At 52.8% G+C, this 19866-nt stretch carries 16 protein-coding genes and 1 tRNA gene; 5 read left to right on the top strand and 12 right to left on the bottom strand.

Annotated elements, in window-relative coordinates:
* Window positions 1-33: 33 nt before the first annotated feature.
* From ACJHYR_RS04925 to ebgR, 3 genes are all read right to left on the bottom strand, one after another.
* Window positions 34-483, bottom strand: coding sequence for a beta-galactosidase subunit beta (locus ACJHYR_RS04925; protein ID WP_001219954.1), 450 nt, complete (start codon window positions 481-483; stop codon window positions 34-36).
* Window positions 480-3572, bottom strand: coding sequence for a beta-galactosidase subunit alpha (ebgA, locus tag ACJHYR_RS04920; RefSeq protein WP_001082833.1), 3093 nt, complete (start codon window positions 3570-3572; stop codon window positions 480-482). Before ebgA ends, ACJHYR_RS04925 begins: the two co-directional genes overlap by 4 nt.
* Before the next feature lie 183 nt (window positions 3573-3755).
* Window positions 3756-4739, bottom strand: a complete 984-nt coding sequence (ebgR, locus tag ACJHYR_RS04915; RefSeq protein WP_000212457.1) for a transcriptional regulator EbgR — start codon at window positions 4737-4739, stop codon at window positions 3756-3758.
* Window positions 4740-4957: 218 nt separating this feature from the next.
* Here ebgR and ACJHYR_RS04910 point away from each other — a divergent pair, with 218 nt between their 5' ends.
* Complete coding sequence (locus ACJHYR_RS04910; RefSeq protein ID WP_000450587.1) at window positions 4958-5290, top strand: tRNA-binding protein; 333 nt, start codon at window positions 4958-4960, stop codon at window positions 5288-5290.
* 41 nt (window positions 5291-5331) lie between these two features.
* Here the strand turns inward: ACJHYR_RS04910 and ygjG are convergent, their stop codons facing one another.
* On the bottom strand, window positions 5332-6711 hold the full coding sequence (gene ygjG / locus ACJHYR_RS04905; RefSeq protein WP_077248664.1) for a putrescine aminotransferase: 1380 nt from the start codon (window positions 6709-6711) through the stop codon (window positions 5332-5334).
* 417 nt (window positions 6712-7128) lie between these two features.
* Here ygjG and aer point away from each other — a divergent pair, with 417 nt between their 5' ends.
* Window positions 7129-8649, top strand: a complete 1521-nt coding sequence (gene aer, locus ACJHYR_RS04900; RefSeq protein WP_000094732.1) for an aerotaxis sensor receptor Aer — start codon at window positions 7129-7131, stop codon at window positions 8647-8649.
* 104 nt (window positions 8650-8753) lie between these two features.
* Here aer and nfeR read toward each other — a convergent pair whose 3' ends face one another.
* Window positions 8754-9377, bottom strand: coding sequence for a DNA-binding transcriptional regulator NfeR (gene nfeR, locus ACJHYR_RS04895; protein WP_000018005.1), 624 nt, complete (start codon window positions 9375-9377; stop codon window positions 8754-8756).
* A gap of 276 nt (window positions 9378-9653) precedes the next feature.
* On the opposite strand from nfeR, the gene nfeF reads away from it, so the two are divergent.
* The gene (gene nfeF / locus ACJHYR_RS04890; RefSeq protein WP_001065878.1) at window positions 9654-10418 is read left to right on the top strand and encodes an NADPH-dependent ferric chelate reductase NfeF; all 765 of its coding nucleotides are present in this window, start codon (window positions 9654-9656) and stop codon (window positions 10416-10418) included.
* A 53-nt stretch (window positions 10419-10471) separates the two neighbouring features.
* On the opposite strand, the gene ACJHYR_RS04885 is transcribed toward nfeF, so the two are convergent.
* Window positions 10472-10547 (bottom strand) — tRNA-Ile (locus ACJHYR_RS04885).
* A gap of 124 nt (window positions 10548-10671) precedes the next feature.
* Between ACJHYR_RS04885 and mug the strand changes: the two genes are divergently transcribed.
* Window positions 10672-11178: a G/U mismatch-specific DNA glycosylase gene (gene mug / locus ACJHYR_RS04880; RefSeq protein ID WP_000228937.1), complete on the top strand. Its 507-nt coding sequence runs from the start codon at window positions 10672-10674 to the stop codon at window positions 11176-11178.
* Window positions 11179-11256: 78 nt separating this feature from the next.
* Here the strand turns inward: mug and rpoD are convergent, their stop codons facing one another.
* The 3 genes from rpoD to rpsU form a co-directional block, all read right to left on the bottom strand.
* Window positions 11257-13098: an RNA polymerase sigma factor RpoD gene (rpoD, locus tag ACJHYR_RS04875; RefSeq protein ID WP_000437371.1), complete on the bottom strand. Its 1842-nt coding sequence runs from the start codon at window positions 13096-13098 to the stop codon at window positions 11257-11259.
* Window positions 13099-13292: 194 nt separating this feature from the next.
* Complete coding sequence (gene dnaG / locus ACJHYR_RS04870) at window positions 13293-15038, bottom strand: DNA primase (protein WP_000918827.1); 1746 nt, start codon at window positions 15036-15038, stop codon at window positions 13293-13295.
* 110 nt (window positions 15039-15148) lie between these two features.
* Window positions 15149-15364, bottom strand: coding sequence for a 30S ribosomal protein S21 (gene rpsU / locus ACJHYR_RS04865; RefSeq protein ID WP_001144069.1), 216 nt, complete (start codon window positions 15362-15364; stop codon window positions 15149-15151).
* Window positions 15365-15601: 237 nt separating this feature from the next.
* Between rpsU and tsaD the strand changes: the two genes are divergently transcribed.
* Window positions 15602-16615, top strand: a complete 1014-nt coding sequence (gene tsaD / locus ACJHYR_RS04860; RefSeq protein ID WP_001264352.1) for a tRNA (adenosine(37)-N6)-threonylcarbamoyltransferase complex transferase subunit TsaD — start codon at window positions 15602-15604, stop codon at window positions 16613-16615.
* Window positions 16616-16657: 42 nt separating this feature from the next.
* Here tsaD and ttdT read toward each other — a convergent pair whose 3' ends face one another.
* From ttdT to ttdA, 3 genes are read right to left on the bottom strand one after another with little or no spacing between them, the layout of a single operon-like run.
* Window positions 16658-18121, bottom strand: coding sequence for an L-tartrate/succinate antiporter (gene ttdT / locus ACJHYR_RS04855; protein ID WP_001586282.1), 1464 nt, complete (start codon window positions 18119-18121; stop codon window positions 16658-16660).
* Window positions 18122-18169: 48 nt separating this feature from the next.
* Window positions 18170-18775 carry a L(+)-tartrate dehydratase subunit beta gene (gene ttdB, locus ACJHYR_RS04850; protein ID WP_000722957.1) on the bottom strand — a complete coding sequence of 202 codons (606 nt, stop codon included), beginning with the start codon at window positions 18773-18775 and terminating at the stop codon, window positions 18170-18172.
* On the bottom strand, window positions 18772-19683 hold the full coding sequence (gene ttdA, locus ACJHYR_RS04845; RefSeq protein ID WP_001551674.1) for a L(+)-tartrate dehydratase subunit alpha: 912 nt from the start codon (window positions 19681-19683) through the stop codon (window positions 18772-18774). Before ttdA ends, ttdB begins: the two co-directional genes overlap by 4 nt.
* Window positions 19684-19866: the final 183 nt, after the last annotated feature.

Raw genomic sequence — 19866 nt, 5'->3', positions numbered from 1 at the left:
GGTGGCGGCAAACTCCTTTTGCCGCCGTAGTTGTTATTTGTTATGGAAATAACCATCTTCGATGGTGACTTTGAGAACCACTTTTTTGACCGCGTTATTGCAGATAAACCGATATGCTTCATGGATATCGCAAATAACGATTTGCCCTTCGTGGACCTCAACGGTTTCTCCGCAGCCTTTTAAATATTCACGGTCAGTTTCATCACGATAATATTCCACGACCTGTAATGTCTCTTTCGGCGCATATTCAATTTTTTGCTGCCCTTGCAGGTAGTAATGCACTTCAAAATAGCGTCGATGCCCAGTAAATAGCGCATCGGTCGCGGAGTCTGTCTCCACGCGGTAAGTCAATGAGTCACCGATGGAGTGGGCGACGCCAGGCTGAATGTTGTCGATATTTTCAATCGCTTCAACGCAGCGTTGCCACTTCTTGCCAGAGGCGTAAATCTGGCGGAACTGTTCTAAGTTATCGATGATCCTCATTGCTTATTCTCGCTGTGCAAATTCGTGGAAAAGAACCCTGCGCCGAACTCATACGACGCCAGGCTTTGCGCGGTAGCTTCTCCGCCAGAAACCGGCAGCAACGTAAAGCCGTAGCTGAAGTCACGGAACCAGACGCGCCAGGAGTCCAGCACCTCGCTGCCCCAGGAGTTGGAGCCGAGGCCAAGCAGCTGGTGGTCGAGATTCAGAGTGATGTCATCACTGCGCTGAAGCTCGTTACAGTGCTGGGCAGCGTGGATGTTTTCCTGGGTATAGCGCCAGGCGCTGAAGTTAATGGGGCGCTGTGGAACCACCAGCAGACCGTTGCCGTGGCGGTTAGTGAGTGCCGTCCAGCGGACATGCTGACGGTTGCCGTTGTTCTGCGGGAAGGGATAGTTCTCGAACATGGCATCGACGGTGCTGCGCCAGATTTCGATGATGTTAGCCTGCTGGCTGTCGGCGTAGTTTTCGCCCGGTCCACGACCGTAATACGCCACCTGGTCGTATTCGCCGTTAATCCCCATGGTGAAACCGATGCACGGAATGATGTGCGGATAGTCGCCGTAACGCTCGCCGGAAAGCGCCACGTTAACCTGGCCATCGGCAGCGATGCGCCAGATGTAGGTGCAGCGCATTCCGAAATCAAACACCGGTGGGGCAATAACCGTGCGGCTGATGATCAACACTTCATCATCACTTTGCTCAACGACAAAATCGCGCAGATGCTCCTGCATGATCTGCAAATGATTTGGCTGCCACAGCCCTTCGTACTCCTGCTTATGGTTGTCGATCATCGGCTTGAAGAAGTTGATCTTTGGCTCGCGGGTCAGCAGCGATTCGCCATTTACCTGCCAGGATGTCGGTTTACCACTCGTTTTTGAGAAGGTGATCGCAAAGTTGTAGCCGCGAACAGTACAGCTCAAACGATCGTCTTCCAGCGTCAGCGGACGGGCGTTATTCGGTGCGAAAGGTACAGGCTGCGCGGTGTTTTCCTTCAGCGGGAACTGATAAGTGGCGATAGAATGCCCGGCTTCGCTGTAGCGGGTGCGGGAATCTTTGGTCACCGTAATGTTGAGGAACGCTTCGCGGGCGTCCAGCTGCGGCAGCGTGATCTGTAAGGGGGCTTCGCTGTTCGGCGCAACGTCGCGCAGTTTAATCTGCTGCGTCGCGAGTGTTTCACCTTCGGCGCGCACCTCTGCGTGCAGGGTGTAGTCATCCAGCGTGGTAAACCACAGTTTATTTTCGACTTTCAACTCGCCGCGAGTCAGATCCAACGCGTGGATTTTTACCGGCGCGATAACCTGTTTGTACTCTTTCAGGCCCGGCCCAGGCGTCTGATCGGAATAGATCAAACCATCAAGACAGAAGTTATAGTTGTTGGGATAGTCGCCGTAGTCGCCGCCGAATTTATACCAGACATTGCCGTTGTCATCCTGCGCCTGGATCCCGTGGTCGCACCATTCCCAGACATAATGTCCCTGAATGCAATCGTGCTTATAGAAGACGTTCTGGTACTCCGTCAGCCCGCCCGGTCCGTTTCCCATCGCATGAGCATATTCACAGATGATGCGCGGCTTCGGATGCGGGTATTCACCAAACTCATTCATCAGCGGCACGCGGGTGTACATGGTGGAAATAATATCGACCACTTCAGCATCGCGATCTTCTTCGTAGTGCACCAGTCGCGTGTCATCCAGCGCCTTCGCCGCGTGGTACATCGCGCGGATGTTACAGCCATAGCCGGATTCATTGCCCAGCGACCAGATGATGATCGACGGATGGTTTTTCTGCGCGTGAATATGGCGAACAATGCGCTCGACGTAGACGTTTTCCCACTGCGGATCGTCGGTAATACGGCTGATATCGCCGACATTGGCAAAGCCGTGCGATTCGACGTCGGTTTCCGCCATCACAAACAGGCCGTAGATATCACACAGTTCGTAAAAACGCGGATCGTTCGGGTAGTGAGCGGTACGTACGGAGTTGATGTTGTGCTGCTTCATCAACTGGAGATCTTTCTCGACGCGATCCATCCCAACGGCGCGGCCTTTGCGATGATCGTTGTCGTGGCGGTTGACGCCGTGCAGCATCACATAACGGTTATTGATCCAGAACAGACCGTCGCGCACTTTGATATCACGAAAGCCAACGCGTTGCGGCACCACTTCCAGAATGTTGCCGTCGGCGTCTTTCAGCGTCATGACCAGATGGTAAAGATAAGGAGACTCTGCCGACCATTGCTGCGGCTGTTCGACAGTAAACGCAAAGCTGGCGCTGGTCAGTTTTTCAATTGCCAGATGATCAATGGAGCTGCTGTGCACCACACGCTCGCCGTCGAACAGGCTATATTCCAGCGTCGTTGCGACAGGGGAGGCGGCGAGATTTTCCAGCACCACTTCGCAGGAAAGCGTGGCATCGCAATAGGCTTCGTCAAAGTCGGTACGAACGGTGAAATCGTTAATATGTGTTAGTTGTTTTCCGATCAGATAAACATCGCGGAAGATCCCCGCTGACCACCACATATCCTGGTCTTCCACGTAGGTAGAGTCCGCCCATTGCATCACGCGCACACACAACAGGTTGTCGCCGGTTTTAACCATCGCGCTGATGTCAAACTCTGCGGTCAGGCGACTGCCCTTGCTGAAACCCACATACTGACCGTTAACGTAGACTTCAAAATAGGTTTCGACGCCGTCAAATTTAATCAGCGTCTGTTTACCCTGCCAGCCGTCGCTGAGGGTGAAAATACGTTGATAGGCACCGGTTGGGTTATCGCTGGGGACAAACGGCACATCGATAGGGAACGGAAAACCTTCGTCGGTATATTGCAGTTTGCCGTGACCTTCCATTTGCCACATGGCGGGGACGGTAATATGCCCCCAGTCAGCCATTAACTCAGAGGTGAAGGCTTCTGGCACTTGCAGCGGGTGGTCAAAAAAGTGGAAATTCCACTGACCGCTTAAGGGCAGAAACAGGCTGCTGGTTTCGCGGGCAAAGGTACGCGCTTGCGCAACAGAATCATATGAAAAAAAGTACGCACGCGGCGCAAGTCGGTTTTCGTGGGTGAGCTGAATGTTTTCCCAGCGATTCATAGGGCCTCCCGGTAGAGAGAAATCGGAACCATTCATGGTGATGGTAGTTTGTGTAATTGCTGGGGAGTTTAGTAAAATTTTTACTAAAAAGTAGCGGGTAAATGCATTTACTTTAACTGGATCACGAAAATAAACGGCAGCACTGTCCGGCAAAAACGATTGCCGGACAGTGTGTAAGGGGATTTAGCGGGTCGTGCCGCGCAGTTTTAATTTGCTGGGAACGAAGACTAACAGCGGCAGCGCGCGACCATCGCGAGCCTTTTCATACAACAGGTTAACGCCCTGACTTCCCATCATCTCGGAATGGATGCGCACGGTTGAGAGCGGCGGAAAGGTAAATCGCGCGGTGGGGATGTCGTTCACGCTGATAAGCGAAATATCCTGTGGGATGTTCAGGCCTCGTTCATGAATTGCCCGCAGTACGCCGATAGCAATGGAATCAGAAGCGACAAACAACGCCTTCGGGTAGTCTTCCCGCGCCAACATTTGTTTTGCCAGTTCATAGCCCGACGAACTGGAAAAGCCTCCGCGCCAGATATCCTCTTCGCGTACCACTTGTTTCAGTCGGCCATATTCCGCAAAGGCGACCTCACGAATATCCGCCTTGCCAGGCTCATCTTCACCGCCAATAAAACCAATGCGATTAACGCCCTGGTTGATATAGAAGTCGATGATTTCTTTACTGATGCGTGCCAGATCGATATCCACCGCATCGTAACCGCTGCCGGGTTCGTGAAAGTCGATAAAACAGATATTGTCGGTCAACGCACAGGCGGCGGCGCGCAGGGCGGGCGTGGGTTTGCCGACAATTAAAATACCGGTGACGTTTTTAATGTCTGGTAATCCGCTGTGTTCATAACAGTTGGTCAGTTCGATCGCCAGCTTTTCGCACTGAGTTTCAATGCCGTGGCGGATCGCCAGATAGTAAGGATCGTTGATCTCCAGCTCCTGTTGGTAGCTGTAGATAGCCAGAATATGGTGTTGGTTGACTGCACCTGTCTGGAGTTTACGGGCACTACTGGTCTTGTACTCCAGCTTTTCGGCGATCTCGAGAATGCGATGTTTCGTCTCTTCTTTCACATTCAATGTCGGATCGTCATTTAAGACCCTGGATACTGTCGCCAGGGATACGCCAGCTTCGATTGCGATGTCTTTTAGTGTTGCCATGTTTACCTTTTTTACTTTCCCTGATGTGCGCCCCCATTGTAGAGGAAGTGCTTATCGGGTCACCTGTTTTCAGTAAATAAAGCGCGTTTCTTTGACGCTGTAACGGTAACACAGCGGCTCACGAATGTGATCACGCCTGCATTCTCCATTTTTAGCCTACAGGATTGAGAAAAACTTTTGCTATAGTTTAGTAAAATTTTACCCGAAGGGAGGAAACAATGGAAACCGTGGCTTACGCTGATTTTGCACGTCTGGAAATGCGCGTCGGAAAGATTGTGGAAGTGAAACGCCATGAAAACGCCGACAAGCTGTACATCGTACAGGTTGATGTGGGGGAAAAAACACTGCAAACCGTGACCAGCCTGGTGCCGTACTACAGCGAAGAAGAGCTGATGGAAAAAACGGTGGTGGTCTTATGTAATCTGCAAAAAGCGAAAATGCGCGGTGAAACGTCGGAATGCATGCTGTTGTGTGCGGAAACCGATGACGGCAGTGAAAGCGTGTTGTTAACGCCGGAGCGGATGATGCCTGCGGGCGTACGTATTGTATAAAAAGATCGAATGGCGACGTCGTATCGCCATTCGACTTGATATTACGCTTCTTCGACACTTACTCGCATGGCCGCCAGCGCCTTACGCGCCGCTTTGATCACCAGTTCACACTGTTCAATGGTCAGTGTCAGTGGTGGTTCAATGCGGATCGTTTTAGCGTTGTTGAGTGTTCCGGCCACCAGGACGCGCTGGCGGAACATCTCGCTGGCAAAGTTATAGCCGATTTCGTTATCAACAAACTCAATCGCCATCAACATCCCTTTACCACGCGCTTCCTGTACCAGATCGGGATATTCCCGCGCCAATTGACGGAAACCGTCCAGCAACATATCGCCTTTTTGTTCAGCCTGAGCCGGTAAGTTCTGCTCCAGCAACACATTGATGGTCGCCAGCGCCGCCGCACAGGCCAGCGGGTTGCCGCCAAAGGTAGTGGTATGCAGGAACGGGTTGTCGAACAGAACGGAAAACACCTCTTCAGTGGCGATGGTTGCGCCAATCGGCATCACGCCGCCGCCGAGGGCTTTTGCCAGACACAGGATGTCCGGCTGTACGTTCTCATGCTCGCAGGCGAACATCTTGCCCGTGCGCCCCATACCGGTTTGCACTTCATCGAGGATCATCAGTGCGCCGAACTCATCGCACAGCTTACGCACGGCGGTGAGATATCCCGGCGGCGGCAGAATGACGCCACCTTCGCCCTGAATCGGCTCAAGGATCACTGCAGCAACATCATCACCGGTTTTTTTGCACTCGCTAAGGGCCGTGCGCATGGCTTCGATATTGCCAAACGGCACATGACGGAACCCTGGCAGCAGCGGCATAAATGGTTTGCGGAAGGTCGATTTCGCCGTGGCCGACAGCGCGCCAAGGGATTTACCGTGGAACGCGCCGCTGGTGGCAATAAAAGTAAACTTGCCGCGCGGTGACTGATAAGCCTTCGCCAGCTTCAGCGCTGCTTCAACGGACTCGGTGCCGCTATTACAAAAGAAGCTGTATTTCAGTTTACCGGGCGTCAGTGCAGCAAGTGTTTTTGCCAGCATCGCCCGTAACGGATCGAGCAGCTCCTGGCTGTGCAGCGGTTGTTTCGCAAGTTGATTCTGTACGGCGGAAACCACAACTGGATTACGGTGCCCCACGTTGAAAATTCCAAAACCTCCAAGGCAGTCGATAAACTCCTGTCCCTGGGTGTCGACAAGCGTATTTAAACCCCCCGCTTGCCACTCTACGGCTCCGTAATCCCCGCCGGCGGTAACAGATTTGCGATACTCTAAAAACCCCGGATTGACATGCTCTTTGAAGTATTCAATCACCTCTCGGTTAAGTGCTTTCATCTCCTCATGATCCAGCGTTCGCTTCTCAATGAGATTCAGGGCGTGGGCGCTGCGCGCTAAAGCCGATGCGCTCGAAGGTAACCTGTTCAAAATATGCTCCGGAGGCTCGCGTATCACATGATACCGATTTAAGTATTGCAGGGATTGCGCCACTCCGGCTGCGATCGCGAAAATCGGGATAAACACAAATGTGGTTATCATTTGCGCAATATTTAATGCTATTTGTTAACATCTGTTGTTATTTTGCACGGTTTTTGTCGGGTATGGATTTGGCGATTGCTGCGCAAATGCACACTTTCAGGGCAACAACTGCCTGATTTTTGGGCAAGATAATTAACGTTTTCGTATAGTAACAGAGTGAAAGTATTTTAAATCAAGGGATTAGATTTATGCTTTAATCGCAAATTGCGATCTAAATCAAATTAATCAGTTAAAGATAACCGCAGCGGGGCCGACATAAACTCTGACAAGAAGTTAACAACCATATAACCTGCACAGGACGCGAACATGTCTTCTCATCCGTATGTCACCCAGCAAAATACCCCGCTGGCGGACGATACCACTCTGATGTCCACTACCGATCTGCAAAGCTATATCACTCATGCTAATGACACTTTTGTGCAGGTGAGCGGCTATACCTTGCAAGAGTTACAAGGGCAGCCGCACAACATGGTGCGTCACCCGGATATGCCAAAAGCGGCGTTTGCGGATATGTGGTTCACCCTGAAAAAAGGGGAGCCCTGGAGCGGCATCGTGAAAAATCGCCGCAAAAATGGCGACCATTATTGGGTGCGGGCCAATGCGGTACCGATGGTGCGCGAGGGAAAAATCAGTGGCTATATGTCGATTCGTACCCGGGCGACGGATGAAGAGATCGCGGCGGTGGAGCCGCTGTACAAAGCGTTGAACGCCGGACGTACCAGTAAGCGTATTCATAAAGGCCTGGTGGTGCGTAAAGGCTGGCTGGGGAAACTGCCTTCATTACCGCTTCGCTGGCGGGCGCGTGGCGTGATGACCCTGATGTTTATCTTGCTGGCGGTCATGCTTTGGTTTGTTGCTGCCCCGGTGGTGACGTATATCCTCTGTGCGTTAGTGGTATTGTTGGCAAGCGCCTGTTTTGAATGGCAGATTGTCCGCCCGATAGAAAATGTCGCCCGTCAGGCACTGAAGGTGGCGACCGGAGAGCGTAATAGTGTTGAGCATCTGAATCGCAGCGATGAGCTGGGGCTGACATTACGCGCGGTAGGGCAGCTTGGCCTGATGTGCCGTTGGCTAATTAACGATGTCTCAAGCCAGGTGTCCAGTGTCAGAAACGGCAGTGAGACGCTGGCGAAAGGTACCGATGAACTGAACGAACATACCCAGCAGACAGTTGATAACGTTCAGCAAACGGTGGCGACCATGAACCAAATGGCGGCGTCGGTGAAACAGAACTCTGCCACGGCGTCGGCTGCCGATAAACTTTCTATCACCGCCAGTAATGCGGCAGTGCAGGGCGGGGAGGCGATGACCACGGTGATCAAGACAATGGACGATATCGCCGACAGTACCCAGCGCATTGGCACCATTACTTCGCTGATTAACGATATTGCGTTTCAGACCAATATACTGGCCCTGAATGCGGCGGTGGAAGCGGCACGAGCCGGCGAACAAGGCAAAGGTTTTGCAGTGGTGGCAGGGGAAGTGCGTCATTTAGCCAGCCGCAGCGCCAGTGCCGCCAACGATATTCGCAAGCTGATCGATGCCAGTGCTGATAAGGTGCAATCCGGTTCGCAGCAGGTACACGCAGCCGGACGGACGATGGAAGATATTGTGGCACAGGTGAAAAACGTCACCCAGTTGATCGCCCAGATTAGCCATTCAACGCTGGAACAGGCCGATGGGCTTTCCAGCCTGACCCGTGCAGTGGATGAGCTTAACCTCATCACCCAGAAAAATGCCGAGCTGGTGGAAGAGAGTGCGCAGGTGTCGGCGATGGTAAAACACCGCGCCAGCCGACTGGAAGACGCGGTGACGGTGCTGCATTAATCGATATGCCGCATCCGGCGGTTGGCGCACAATGCCTGATGCGATGCGGCGCATCTTATCAGGCCTACGGGGGGGTAGGGCACGCCACATCCGGCAATCGGTGATTAATCCAGTTGCGTAATATCAAAAGCGGCGCGGTCGATCACCGCAATGATCTTTTTTATTTGTGCATCAGTGATATCGCTCTGGTTGACGCGTAAATCCAGCACCGCTTTAAAATTATCCAGCGCCCGCTTCATTTGCGGGTTCTGGCGGAGTGCAGCACCAACGCAACGCGCTTTGATGCGTTCTTCGATCATCTCCACCTGTTCGCGGTTTTCTTCCAGCCACTGCGCGCCCTGTTCGGTCAACGCAATCTGCTTCTTACCACCTTCCTCTTCGCGGATGGTAATCAGCGACTGCTCCTGCAGAAAATCCAGCGTCGGGTAGATGACACCCGGGCTTGGGGTGTAATTCCCCTGGGTTAGATTCTCAATCGCTTTAATCAATTCGTAACCGTGGCTGTCATCGCGCGAGAGAATATCCAGAATCACCAGACGCAATTCACCGTGACCAAAGAAACGCTGCCGACGACCGCCGCCGCGACCGTGGCGACCACCGCAGCATTGACCGTGTTCATGCTGGTGACCGTGTCCGCAGTGCTCATGTTCTGACTTCTCACCTTTGCAGCAGCCTTCATGGCGTGGCTGGCCTTCATGTTTACAACACCCTTCGTGATGATGGCTCATATCAGCCTCCTTTTGCTTAATTAGATATATCTAATTTATATCTGATATGAGCGCTTTTGCAAGTATAAAAATGATTTTTAAACGTGAATACACCTCACATCCAGGCCGGATAATTCGTTCACGCCGCATCCAACAGCCTTGCTACGACGCTGAATGTCTTCTCATACTTCAGATATATCAGTTCTACAAATCGCTTGCATTTATCATGATTAACAATCATTATCATTTGCGAAATTTATTTAGATATATCTGATTACTATCACGAAGGCGATAACAATGAATAACTCCCCCCGCTACCCGCAGCGCGTTCGCAATGATCTGCGCTTCCGTGAACTGACTGTGCTACGCGCTGAGCGTATTAGCGCCGGTTTTCAGCGCATTGTCCTTGGCGGCGAGGCGCTGGACGGTTTTACATCGCGCGGCTTTGACGATCACAGCAAACTCTTCTTTCCTCAATCTGATGCTCACTTTGTGCCGCCAACGGTAACGGAAGAGGGCATCGTCTGGCCGGAAGGACCACGCCCACCGTCGCGTGACTATACGCCGCTGTATGACGAACTACGCCATGAACTGGCGATTGATTTCTTTATTCACGAAGGTGGCGTCGCCAGCAGCTGGGCAATGCAGGCGCAACCGGGCGATAAACTCACGGTGGCAGGTCCGCGCGGTTCGCTGGTGATGCCAGAGGATTACGCGTATCAGCTGTATGTCTGCGATGAATCCGGAATGCCCGCACTGCGCCGCCGCCTGGAAACGTTGAGCAAACTTGCTGTTAAACCGCAAGTTAGCGCGCTGGTTAGCGTGCGAGATCACGCCTGTCAGGATTATCTCGCGCACCTTGATGGTTTTAATATCGAATGGCTGGCACATGATGAGCAGGCGGTAGATGCGCGTCTGGCGCAGATGCAAATCCCTGCCGATGATTACTTCATCTGGATAACCGGCGAAGGCAAAGTCGTTAAGAATTTAAGCCGCCGCTTTGAAGCGGAACAGTATGATCCACAGCGGGTACGTGCAGCGGCTTACTGGCACGCAAAGTAACTGATATATAAAAAGAAAAAGGCTGACGATTTCTCGTCAGCCTTTGCTATATCTGGTGGCCCCTGCTGGACTTGAACCAGCGACCAAGCGATTATGAGTCGCCTGCTCTAACCACTGAGCTAAGGGGCCATGGTAGCGGATTATAAAGTAACTCCGTGTCGCAATCCAGCCATTACCGCGCGCCTGCTGTTTTTATAAACAATGTATTTTCAATCCGTTATACTTTTCCTGGTGATGTTAGAAAGGAGTAAATATGGTTGAGGATATTTTGGCTCCAGGGTTACGGGTCGTGTTTTGCGGTATCAACCCTGGGCTTTCATCCGCCGGGACTGGTTTTCCCTTTGCTCATCCGGCAAATCGCTTCTGGAAGGTGATATATCAGGCCGGGTTTACCGACCGTCAGTTGAAGCCGCAGGAGGCACAGCATCTGCTGGATTATCGTTGTGGCGTCACCAAACTGGTAGACCGTCCAACGGTGCAAGCCAATGAAGTTTCAAAGCAGGAGCTGCACGCAGGCGGGCGTAAGCTAATTGAAAAAATAGAAGATTATCAGCCACAGGCGTTGGCGATTCTGGGCAAACAAGCATATGAACAGGGATTCAGCCAGCGCGGTGCACAGTGGGGGAAACAAACGCTCACCATTGGTTCGACGCAGATTTGGGTGCTGCCAAATCCCAGTGGTTTAAGTCGCGTTTCACTGGAGAAACTGGTTGAAGCGTATCGCGAGCTGGACCAGGCGCTGGTAGTGCGTGGGCGATAAAAAACGCCACCGAAAAGGTGGCGTTTGTGCAGAGGGCCTAGTGCCGGGTGCGGCGTAACGCCTGATCCGGCCTACCGATTAATCGTCCAGGAAGCTACGCAGCACTTCAGAACGGCTCGGGTGACGCAGTTTGCGCAGCGCCTTCGCTTCGATCTGACGGATACGTTCGCGGGTAACGTCGAACTGTTTACCCACTTCTTCCAGCGTGTGGTCGGTGTTCATATCGATACCGAAACGCATACGCAGAACTTTTGCTTCACGCGCGGTCAGGCCAGCCAGCACGTCGTGCGTTGCCGCACGCAGGCTTTCGGTGGTCGCAGAATCCAGCGGCAGCTCGAGGGTGGTATCCTCGATGAAATCCCCCAGATGCGAATCTTCATCATCACCGATCGGCGTTTCCATGGAGATTGGCTCTTTGGCGATCTTCAGCACTTTGCGGATCTTATCTTCCGGCATAAGCATACGTTCAGCCAGTTCTTCCGGCGTCGGCTCGCGGCCCATCTCTTGCAGCATCTGGCGAGAAATACGGTTGAGTTTGTTGATAGTCTCAATCATATGCACCGGAATACGGATGGTGCGCGCCTGATCCGCGATAGAGCGGGTGATCGCCTGACGGATCCACCAGGTTGCGTAGGTGGAGAACTTGTAACCACGGCGGTATTCGAATTTATCAACCGCTTTCATCAGACCGATGTTGCCTTCCTGAATCAGGTCAAGGAACTGCAAGCCACGGTTGGTGTATTTCTTGGCGATAGAAATAACCAGACGTAAGTTCGCTTCAACCATCTCTTTCTTCGCACGGCGGGCTTTCGCTTCACCGATGGACATACGACGGTTGATATCTTTAACCTGCTCGATGGTCAGGCCGGTTTCTTCTTCAATCTGCTGCAGTTTCTGCAGGGCGCGATGCACTTCTTCAGAGACATCGTGCAGTTTTTCCGACCACGGCTTGTTCATTGCAATTGCCGCGTTGAACCAGGTATCGCTGGTTTCGTTGCCGGTAAACAGGGTAATGAAGTTTTTCTTCGGCATTTTGCACTGCTCAACGCAGAGCTTCATGATCAGACGTTCTTGCGTACGAACGCGGTCCATCATGACGCGCATGCTGTTGACCAGGTAGTCAAACTGCTTCGGCACCAGGCGGAACTGTTTGAATACTTCAGACAGTTTCAGGATCTCTTCCTGAGCGGCAGCGTGACTGCGACCTTTCGCTTTGATGGTGTCACGCGTTACAACGTACTGAGCGCGCAGTTCCGCAAATTTTTCGCGAGCCAGTTCCGGGTCGATGCTGTTGTCATCATCGGCGCTGTCGTCATCGCCATCTTCTTCGTCTTCATCTTCGTCATCGTCCAGATCTTCCTGGGAAAGCTCAGAACCGACGTGAGTGGCGGTAGGTGCCAGATCTTCTTCTGCGTTCGGGTCAACAAAGCCGGTGATCAGATCGGACAGACGCGCTTCTTCTGCTTCAACACGATCGTACTGTTCCAGCAGATAGGTGATCGCTTCCGGATATTCAGCAACGGAGCATTGAACCTGGTTGATCCCGTCTTCAATACGCTTAGCGATGTCAATTTCGCCTTCGCGGGTCAACAGTTCAACGGTGCCCATTTCACGCATGTACATGCGTACCGGGTCAGTCGTGCGCCCGATTTCAGATTCCACGCTGGAAAGCACCTGCGCGGCGGCTTCGGCAGCATCTTCGTCCGCGGTGTTTTCAGCCAGCATCAGATCATCGGCATCCGGTGCTTCTTCCATCACCTGAATGCCCATGTCGTTGATCATTTGGATGATGTCTTCGATCTGATCTGAATCGACGATATCTTCCGGCAGATGGTCATTGACCTCGGCATAGGTCAGATAGCCTTGCTCCTTACCACGGGTGACAAGAAGTTTCAGCTGTGACTGCGGGTTTTGCTCCATAAGACGGTATCCACACTTATTTCATGAGGTTGGTGTTGGGCGATTGACCCGATGTCCTTCAGCCGTTAACGCTGAAATCCAACGGTTGTTTACCGCCAACGATAATTACGAGGGCGTACTTATATATTTGCCGCTGCCTCTCAGTGCGGCTGTCGGGGGCTTCCCGATTGCTCTTCGGCACTTAAGCCGTTAAATCACTTTTTCGCCAGCTCCTGGTTTAATGTCCAGAGCTCCAGGCGTTCTTCGTTGCTTAAACCATGCGTGCGCTCACGAGCGATTAACTCTTCCTGGCGCAGTTCAAGCAGCGAATCAAACATATGGTTGAGTGAGTCGGTGAAGGTTTGCTCAGCAATATTCTTATCTGCTATATCGTCCCACATCGATAGTTTTTCAAGGGTGGCAGCATTATTTGTACCACGATAGTGCTCTAAAAGTTGCCCGGTGGTCAGACCTGGCTGGGAGAGACAAGTGTTGACCAGTTCTCTGAATAAGCCAAGTCCAGGGAGCTTATTTTCATCCAGATTCTCAAGCGGCGGGACCAACGTCGCTAATTCTGGATTTTGCACCAGCAACCCTATAAGTATACGCATGGTCGTGCGTTTTAGCTGCGGAACAGGGCGAGAAACGCCGCTCTCTGCCGCTTTTGGCATTAATCGTTCAAGCTGGCTGTCATCAAGTATGCCTAATTTGTTGCCTAATTCCTGACGAAGATATATTCGCAGCGTTTCGCCCGGCACTTGCGATATCAATGGCAGTGCCAGCGTACTCAAACGTGCGCGCCCGTCAGGGGTACTCAGATCAACTTGCGGCATCAGACTGTTAAACAGAAATGCGGAGAGTGGCATCGCCTGCTCCATCCGCGCTTCAAACGCTTCTTTACCTTCTTTTCGTACCAGCGTGTCAGGGTCTTCGCCATCCGGCAAAAACATAAAGCGTAGCTGACGACCGTCTGTCATGTAAGGCAACGCCGTTTCCAGCGCTCGCCATGCGGCATCGCGGCCTGCACGGTCGCCGTCATAACAGCAAATGACATTGTTGGTCGCGCGGAACAACAGTTGTATGTGATCGGCGGTGGTTGACGTACCTAACGACGCAACGGCGTAATTAATACCGTATTGCGCCAGCGCCACCACGTCCATATAGCCTTCGACCACAAGCAGACGATTGGGTTCAGCGTTATCCTGCTGCGCTTCATAAAGACCGTAAAGCTGGCGGCCTTTATGGAAAATGTCTGTTTCCGGCGAGTTCAGGTATTTGGGGGTATCGTTGCCCAGCACGCGTCCGCCAAAACCAATCACCCGACCGCGTTTATCACGAATGGGGAACATTACCCGCTCGCGGAAACGATCGTAACTGCGACCCTGATCGTTAGTGACCAACATCCCCGCATCAATCAATGACTGGCGATTTTCTGGATTGCCGCCAAACCGCTTCAGGACGTTGTCCCAGCCGGGGGGCGCAAAACCAATCGCAAAGCGGGCGATAACCTCGTGGCTTAATCCGCGTTTTTCCAGATACTGGCGCGCAGACGTGGCAACAGGTTGCTGTAAAGATTGTTGGTAAAACGTATTCAGACCGTCCATCAACTGATAAAGCGTTTGTCGTTGATGGCGCTCGATCTGGCTGGGGCCGCTACCTGCTTCAAATGGCACTTCAAGATTGTGCATTGCTGCCAGCTCTTCGACCGTTTCGACGAACTCAAGCTTGTCGTAGTTCATCAAGAAGTCGATCGCGTTGCCGTGCGCGCCACATCCAAAGCAGTGGTAAAACTGTTTCTCACCGTTAACGGTGAATGATGGGGTTTTCTCGTTGTGGAATGGACAACACGCGTGGAAATTCTTGCCCTGCTTTTTCAGCTTCACACGGGCATCGATCAGATCGACGATGTCAGTGCGTGCCAGCAGATCATTAATGAATACGCGTGGGATTCGTCCAGCCATAGGCCCCGATTTTTAGCAATTCATAAACGAAAATAAGCCGCGCATTCCTTTCGGAAGCACGGCCTTACAACTACAACTCGGTCTGATCGGAGAGCAACGCTCTCGGGGAATTAGTACAGACGAGTGCGGCGTGCGTTTTCGCGAGCCAGTTTCTTCGCGTGACGTTTCACTGCAGAAGCTTTAGCGCGCTTACGTTCGGTAGTCGGTTTTTCATAGAACTCACGACGACGAACTTCCGCCAGAACACCTGCTTTTTCGCAGGAACGCTTGAAGCGACGCAGAGCTACGTCGAACGGCTCGTTTTCACGTACTTTAATTACCGGCATGTGCCTCTCACCTTTGATTAATTCGGTTTGCCGCTGGCATCAACGCCAGCTTATTTCAAAATGGTGCGGAATTTTACTGCAATTGCTGCTGCTTTGTAAAGCACCGCGGCCTTTTTTGAAAGGGACTTTTATAAGGGTGAGGAGTATACACGAGGCTTTCTCCAGGGGCGAACAAAGTTTTACATCAACCCGCATTGGTCCTACACTGCGCGGTAATAAAGCGAGGTAAAACAAGTCATGCGTGTACTGGGTATTGAAACTTCCTGCGATGAAACCGGCATCGCCATTTACGACGATGAAAAAGGTTTGTTAGCCAACCAATTGTATAGTCAGGTGAAATTGCACGCTGACTACGGCGGCGTCGTGCCTGAACTGGCCTCCCGCGATCACGTGCGTAAAACCGTACCGTTGATTCAGGCGGCGCTGAAAGAGTCCGGTTTAACGGCAAAAGACATTGATGCTGTGGCCTATACCGCAGGCCCTGGATTAGTCGGCGCGCTGCTGGTTGGCGCGACCGTGGGGCGTTCTCTGGCGTTTGCCTGGGACGTTCCTGCGATCCCGGTACACCATATGGAAGGACATCTGTTAGCGCCGATGCTGGAAGATAACCCGCCGGAATTTCCGTTTGTCGCGCTGCTGGTTTCCGGCGGTCATACGCAGTTAATCAGCGTGACTGGCATTGGTCAGTACGAGCTGCTCGGAGAGTCTATCGATGATGCGGCTGGTGAAGCGTTTGATAAAACCGCGAAGCTGCTGGGGCTGGATTATCCTGGCGGGCCGTTATTGTCGAAAATGGCGGCTCAGGGTACAGCCGGGCGCTTTGTCTTCCCGCGCCCGATGACCGACCGTCCAGGGCTGGATTTCAGCTTTTCTGGTCTGAAAACCTTCGCGGCAAATACCATTCGTGATAACGGCACCGACGACCAGACGCGTGCTGATATCGCCCGCGCCTTTGAAGATGCGGTGGTCGATACGTTGATGATTAAGTGTAAGCGAGCGCTGGATCAGACGGGCTTTAAGCGACTGGTAATGGCAGGCGGCGTGAGTGCTAACCGCACGTTACGGGCGAAGCTGGCTGAAATGATGAAAAAACGCCGTGGCGAAGTGTTCTACGCGCGTCCGGAATTTTGTACTGATAACGGCGCGATGATCGCCTATGCCGGAATGGTGCGGTTTAAAGCAGGCGCGACGGCGGATCTCGGCGTTAGCGTGCGTCCGCGCTGGCCGCTGGCGGAGTTACCGGCTGCGTAAAACTATTGGGTGCCGGAGAGTCACTTCCGGCACCGTCCTCACTTAAAGCAACACCATGGGCATCCACAGTAAGCCGGTAATCACCAGCAACACGAGGAATATCAGCCCAAAAATTGCCCCCAGTCGCCAGTAATCCACCGTTGGCAGATAACCACTACCGTAGTAAATCGGACTGGGTCCGGTGGCGTATGGCGTAAGAATGCTCCCCAGACCAATTGCCGCGCCAACCATCAGGCAGAACACCGGCAGCGGGATTTCGGACATCGCCAGCGCGGCGGCAATCATCATCGGCGCGAGGGCCGAGGTATACGCCGTGGCGCTGGCAAAGAAGTAGCGCAGTAGATAAAACACCACAATCAACGCCACCATCACCATCGTCGGCGAATAACCACTTAAGCTGCCTGCTAACAGTTTGCCAAACCAGCTAATAAAACCGGTGTTGTTGAGTCCGGTAGCGAGGGTGATAAGCGAGGCCAGCCAGAAGAAAACGTTCCACGCCGCTTTATTACTGACAATGTCGTCCCAACTGATAATGCGCAGAAGCAGCATCAGTGCCACCACGCTGTAACCGACCATCGCGGCATCGATATAATCACCGCCGAAAATCCACAGCACCAGTGCGCCTACCATCAGCCCCAGCATCCGTTTTTCACGAGAACAGAGCGGGCCCATTGCCTGCAGTTCCGTCTCTGCCCAGCGCGGCACCTGATCACCAGACTTCAGTACCGGCGGGTACAGCACGTAAGCCAGCCAGGGAACCAGCAGAACCAGTAAAATACTGAGCGGCAACATCCCGAGGAACCAGTCGCCCCAACTCAGTGTGGCGTGAGATGCGCTTTTCATCAGGCCAATTAACAGCAAGTTAGGTGCCATCGCCGTCAGGAAAATGGCGCTGGTCACGCAGTCGGCAACAATCCCCATCCACATGATGTACGAGCCAATGCTGCGCGAACTGCTGTCGTTTGGTTGTGATTGATAGAGCGGTGGCAGGTTACGGATGATGGGATAGATAATCCCCGCACCGCGCGCCGAGTTGGACGGTGTTACAGGTGCCAGGATCAGCTCGGAGAACATCACCGCATAGCCGAGAAACAGCGTACGATGCCCCATCTTTTTCACCAGAATCAGCGCGATACGTCGCCCCAGCCCGGTTTTTTCATAGCCTGTGCCAAACATAAAGGCGGCGAAAATCAGCCAGATAACCGAATTAGAAAAACCAGAAACCGCCCAGGAGAGGGATTTGGCGGTGAACTTAAAACCTGGCTGGGCGAGCTGCTCCGGGCTAAACAGCAGCCACGGCGAGAGAATGGCGATAATGGAGATACCCACCATCGCCACCACGGCACCCGGCACGGGTTCGAGGATCAGTCCAACGATCACGCCAGTAAAAACGGCAAAGTAGAGCCAGGTATGACTCTCCAGCCCTGCGGGAACCGGAATTAGAGCAATAATGGCGATGACCGCCAGCGGCGCAAGGTATCGCCACCATTCAGTGGAAGGTTTCATCGTGTTATGCCTGCGAAAAAGGAGAGGGGGTGAGCCTCTCCGGGAGGGTTATTTGATGTAGTGGACGTGCTCGCAAATCTCTTCCACGATGGGATCGCGGCGTTCGGCGAACAGCTTTTTGTTTTCGGCTATCAGGTTGTTGCCGTGGGTATCAATAGAGACAATCAGCGGACCGAACTCTTTGACCCGGCAGACCCACAGCGACTCCGGCATCCCGAGTTCTGTCCAGTGCACCTCTTCAATCTCTTCCACCTGGGTTGCCGCCAGTACTGCGCAGCCTGCCGGGAAAATCACATGCAGCGCCTTGAATTTCTGGCAGCCTTCTTCGGTCAGCGGCCCCATTCCGCCTTTGCCGACCACCAGTTTCACGCCGGTCTGTTCGATAAATTCACGTTCAAAACTTTCCATACGCATACTGGTTGTCGGACCGACGGAAACCATCTCCCATTTGTCGCCGTTTTTGCGCACGATGGGGCCAGCGTGGAAAATCGCTTTGCCGTTGAGATCGTAAGGGATCGGACGTTTCAGTTCGATCAAGCGGCGGTGACAAACGTCACGGCAGGTCACCAGCGTACCGGTCAGGTAGATCACATCGCCGACGCGAATATCTTGCAGATCTTCAGCTTTGATCGGGGTTGTCAGGATCTTTTTCATAACGCGCTCCGGGTGTGAGACAGATTTTCAAAGGAGAGATCGGCATGAACCAGCAGTGTGCCGCGACGATGCGCCCAGCAGCCTGTAGAAACAGCAACGCCGATGGTTGACGGATGGCGGGCGGCAGATTCGATATGCACGCCCATCACTGAACTGTTGCCAGTCAGCCCTTGTGGACCAATCCCCAGACGGTTGAGTCCTTCTTCCAGGCGTACTTCCAGCTCTGCCGCTTTTGGATTTGGATGGCGGCTGCCAATCGGGCGCAAAATGGCTTTTCGCGAGAGCACGGCGGCGGTTTCCACCGAGGTGGCGATGCCCACGCCCACCAGTACCGGTGGACAGGCGTTTACGGCGAGGGTGGAGATATTTTCGAAGACGAATTTCACTACGCCTTCGTAGCCTTCTGACGGCATTAACACTTTCGAGCGGCCTGGTAGCGTGCAGCCGCCGCCTGCCATGTAAACTTCGATTTCCGCATCGTCATTGTCGTGGATGATGTCCCAGGTGACCCACGGTACGCCGCTACCGGTATTTTTGCCGGTATTTACTTCGTCAAAAATTTCTACCGCATTGTGACGCAGTGGCGCTTTGACGGTTGCCTCTTCCACGGCTTGTTTGAGTATGCTTTGCAGCTCGCCAAGCAGTGGGAAGCGGGAACCGACTTTAACGAAGAACATAATCTCCCCGGTGTCCTGACAGGCAGGACGATTCAGGTCAATCGCTTTTTGCATGTTGTCGAACATCGTATGGTAGATAATTTTCCCCATCGACGACGTTTCGGCATCCTTTAGCTGTTTTAGTTTATCCACCACGTCATCAGGCATTCGGGTAGAAATCATGGCGGTAAAGTTAGCGACAATCTCCGTCAACTTATTCACTGCCTGTTGCTTATTACTTTCGCTCATCATGGCAACTCCAGTTTATGTATTTGTCTGGAAAAATTCACCGCCACAAACTACCACTAAAAATGTGGTTTTATATTTTTTGCCACCGTGAATATGTAATTAACAGTTCGTGAATCAACGCGAAAATAAGAACGAATATTGCGCCAGAGCAGGGAATGGTAATGTTTTGCGAAATACACTGCGTTT

Source organism: Escherichia sp. WS1450 (assembly GCF_046487395.1).
In the GTDB taxonomy this organism is placed as follows: domain Bacteria; phylum Pseudomonadota; class Gammaproteobacteria; order Enterobacterales; family Enterobacteriaceae; genus Escherichia; species Escherichia coli.
The sequence above is the reverse complement of the archived record's forward strand: the minus strand, read 5'-3'. Positions and strand labels throughout refer to the sequence as shown.

Bases quoted from the DNA above. Each gene is read 5' to 3' on its own strand.
- ACJHYR_RS04925 (WP_001219954.1), bottom strand. From the start codon at position 483: ATGAGGATCATCGATAACTTAGAACAGTTCCGCCAGATTTACGCCTCT.
- ebgA (WP_001082833.1), bottom strand. From the start codon at position 3,572: ATGAATCGCTGGGAAAACATTCAGCTCACCCACGAAAACCGACTTGCG.
- ebgR (WP_000212457.1), bottom strand. From the start codon at position 4,739: ATGGCAACACTAAAAGACATCGCAATCGAAGCTGGCGTATCCCTGGCG.
- ACJHYR_RS04910 (WP_000450587.1), top strand. From the start codon at position 4,958: ATGGAAACCGTGGCTTACGCTGATTTTGCACGTCTGGAAATGCGCGTC.
- aer (WP_000094732.1), top strand. From the start codon at position 7,129: ATGTCTTCTCATCCGTATGTCACCCAGCAAAATACCCCGCTGGCGGAC.
- nfeR (WP_000018005.1), bottom strand. From the start codon at position 9,377: ATGAGCCATCATCACGAAGGGTGTTGTAAACATGAAGGCCAGCCACGC.
- nfeF (WP_001065878.1), top strand. From the start codon at position 9,654: ATGAATAACTCCCCCCGCTACCCGCAGCGCGTTCGCAATGATCTGCGC.
- mug (WP_000228937.1), top strand. From the start codon at position 10,672: ATGGTTGAGGATATTTTGGCTCCAGGGTTACGGGTCGTGTTTTGCGGT.
- rpoD (WP_000437371.1), bottom strand. From the start codon at position 13,098: ATGGAGCAAAACCCGCAGTCACAGCTGAAACTTCTTGTCACCCGTGGT.
- dnaG (WP_000918827.1), bottom strand. From the start codon at position 15,038: ATGGCTGGACGAATCCCACGCGTATTCATTAATGATCTGCTGGCACGC.
- rpsU (WP_001144069.1), bottom strand. From the start codon at position 15,364: ATGCCGGTAATTAAAGTACGTGAAAACGAGCCGTTCGACGTAGCTCTG.
- tsaD (WP_001264352.1), top strand. From the start codon at position 15,602: ATGCGTGTACTGGGTATTGAAACTTCCTGCGATGAAACCGGCATCGCC.
- ttdT (WP_001586282.1), bottom strand. From the start codon at position 18,121: ATGAAACCTTCCACTGAATGGTGGCGATACCTTGCGCCGCTGGCGGTC.
- ttdB (WP_000722957.1), bottom strand. From the start codon at position 18,775: ATGAAAAAGATCCTGACAACCCCGATCAAAGCTGAAGATCTGCAAGAT.
- ttdA (WP_001551674.1), bottom strand. From the start codon at position 19,683: ATGATGAGCGAAAGTAATAAGCAACAGGCAGTGAATAAGTTGACGGAG.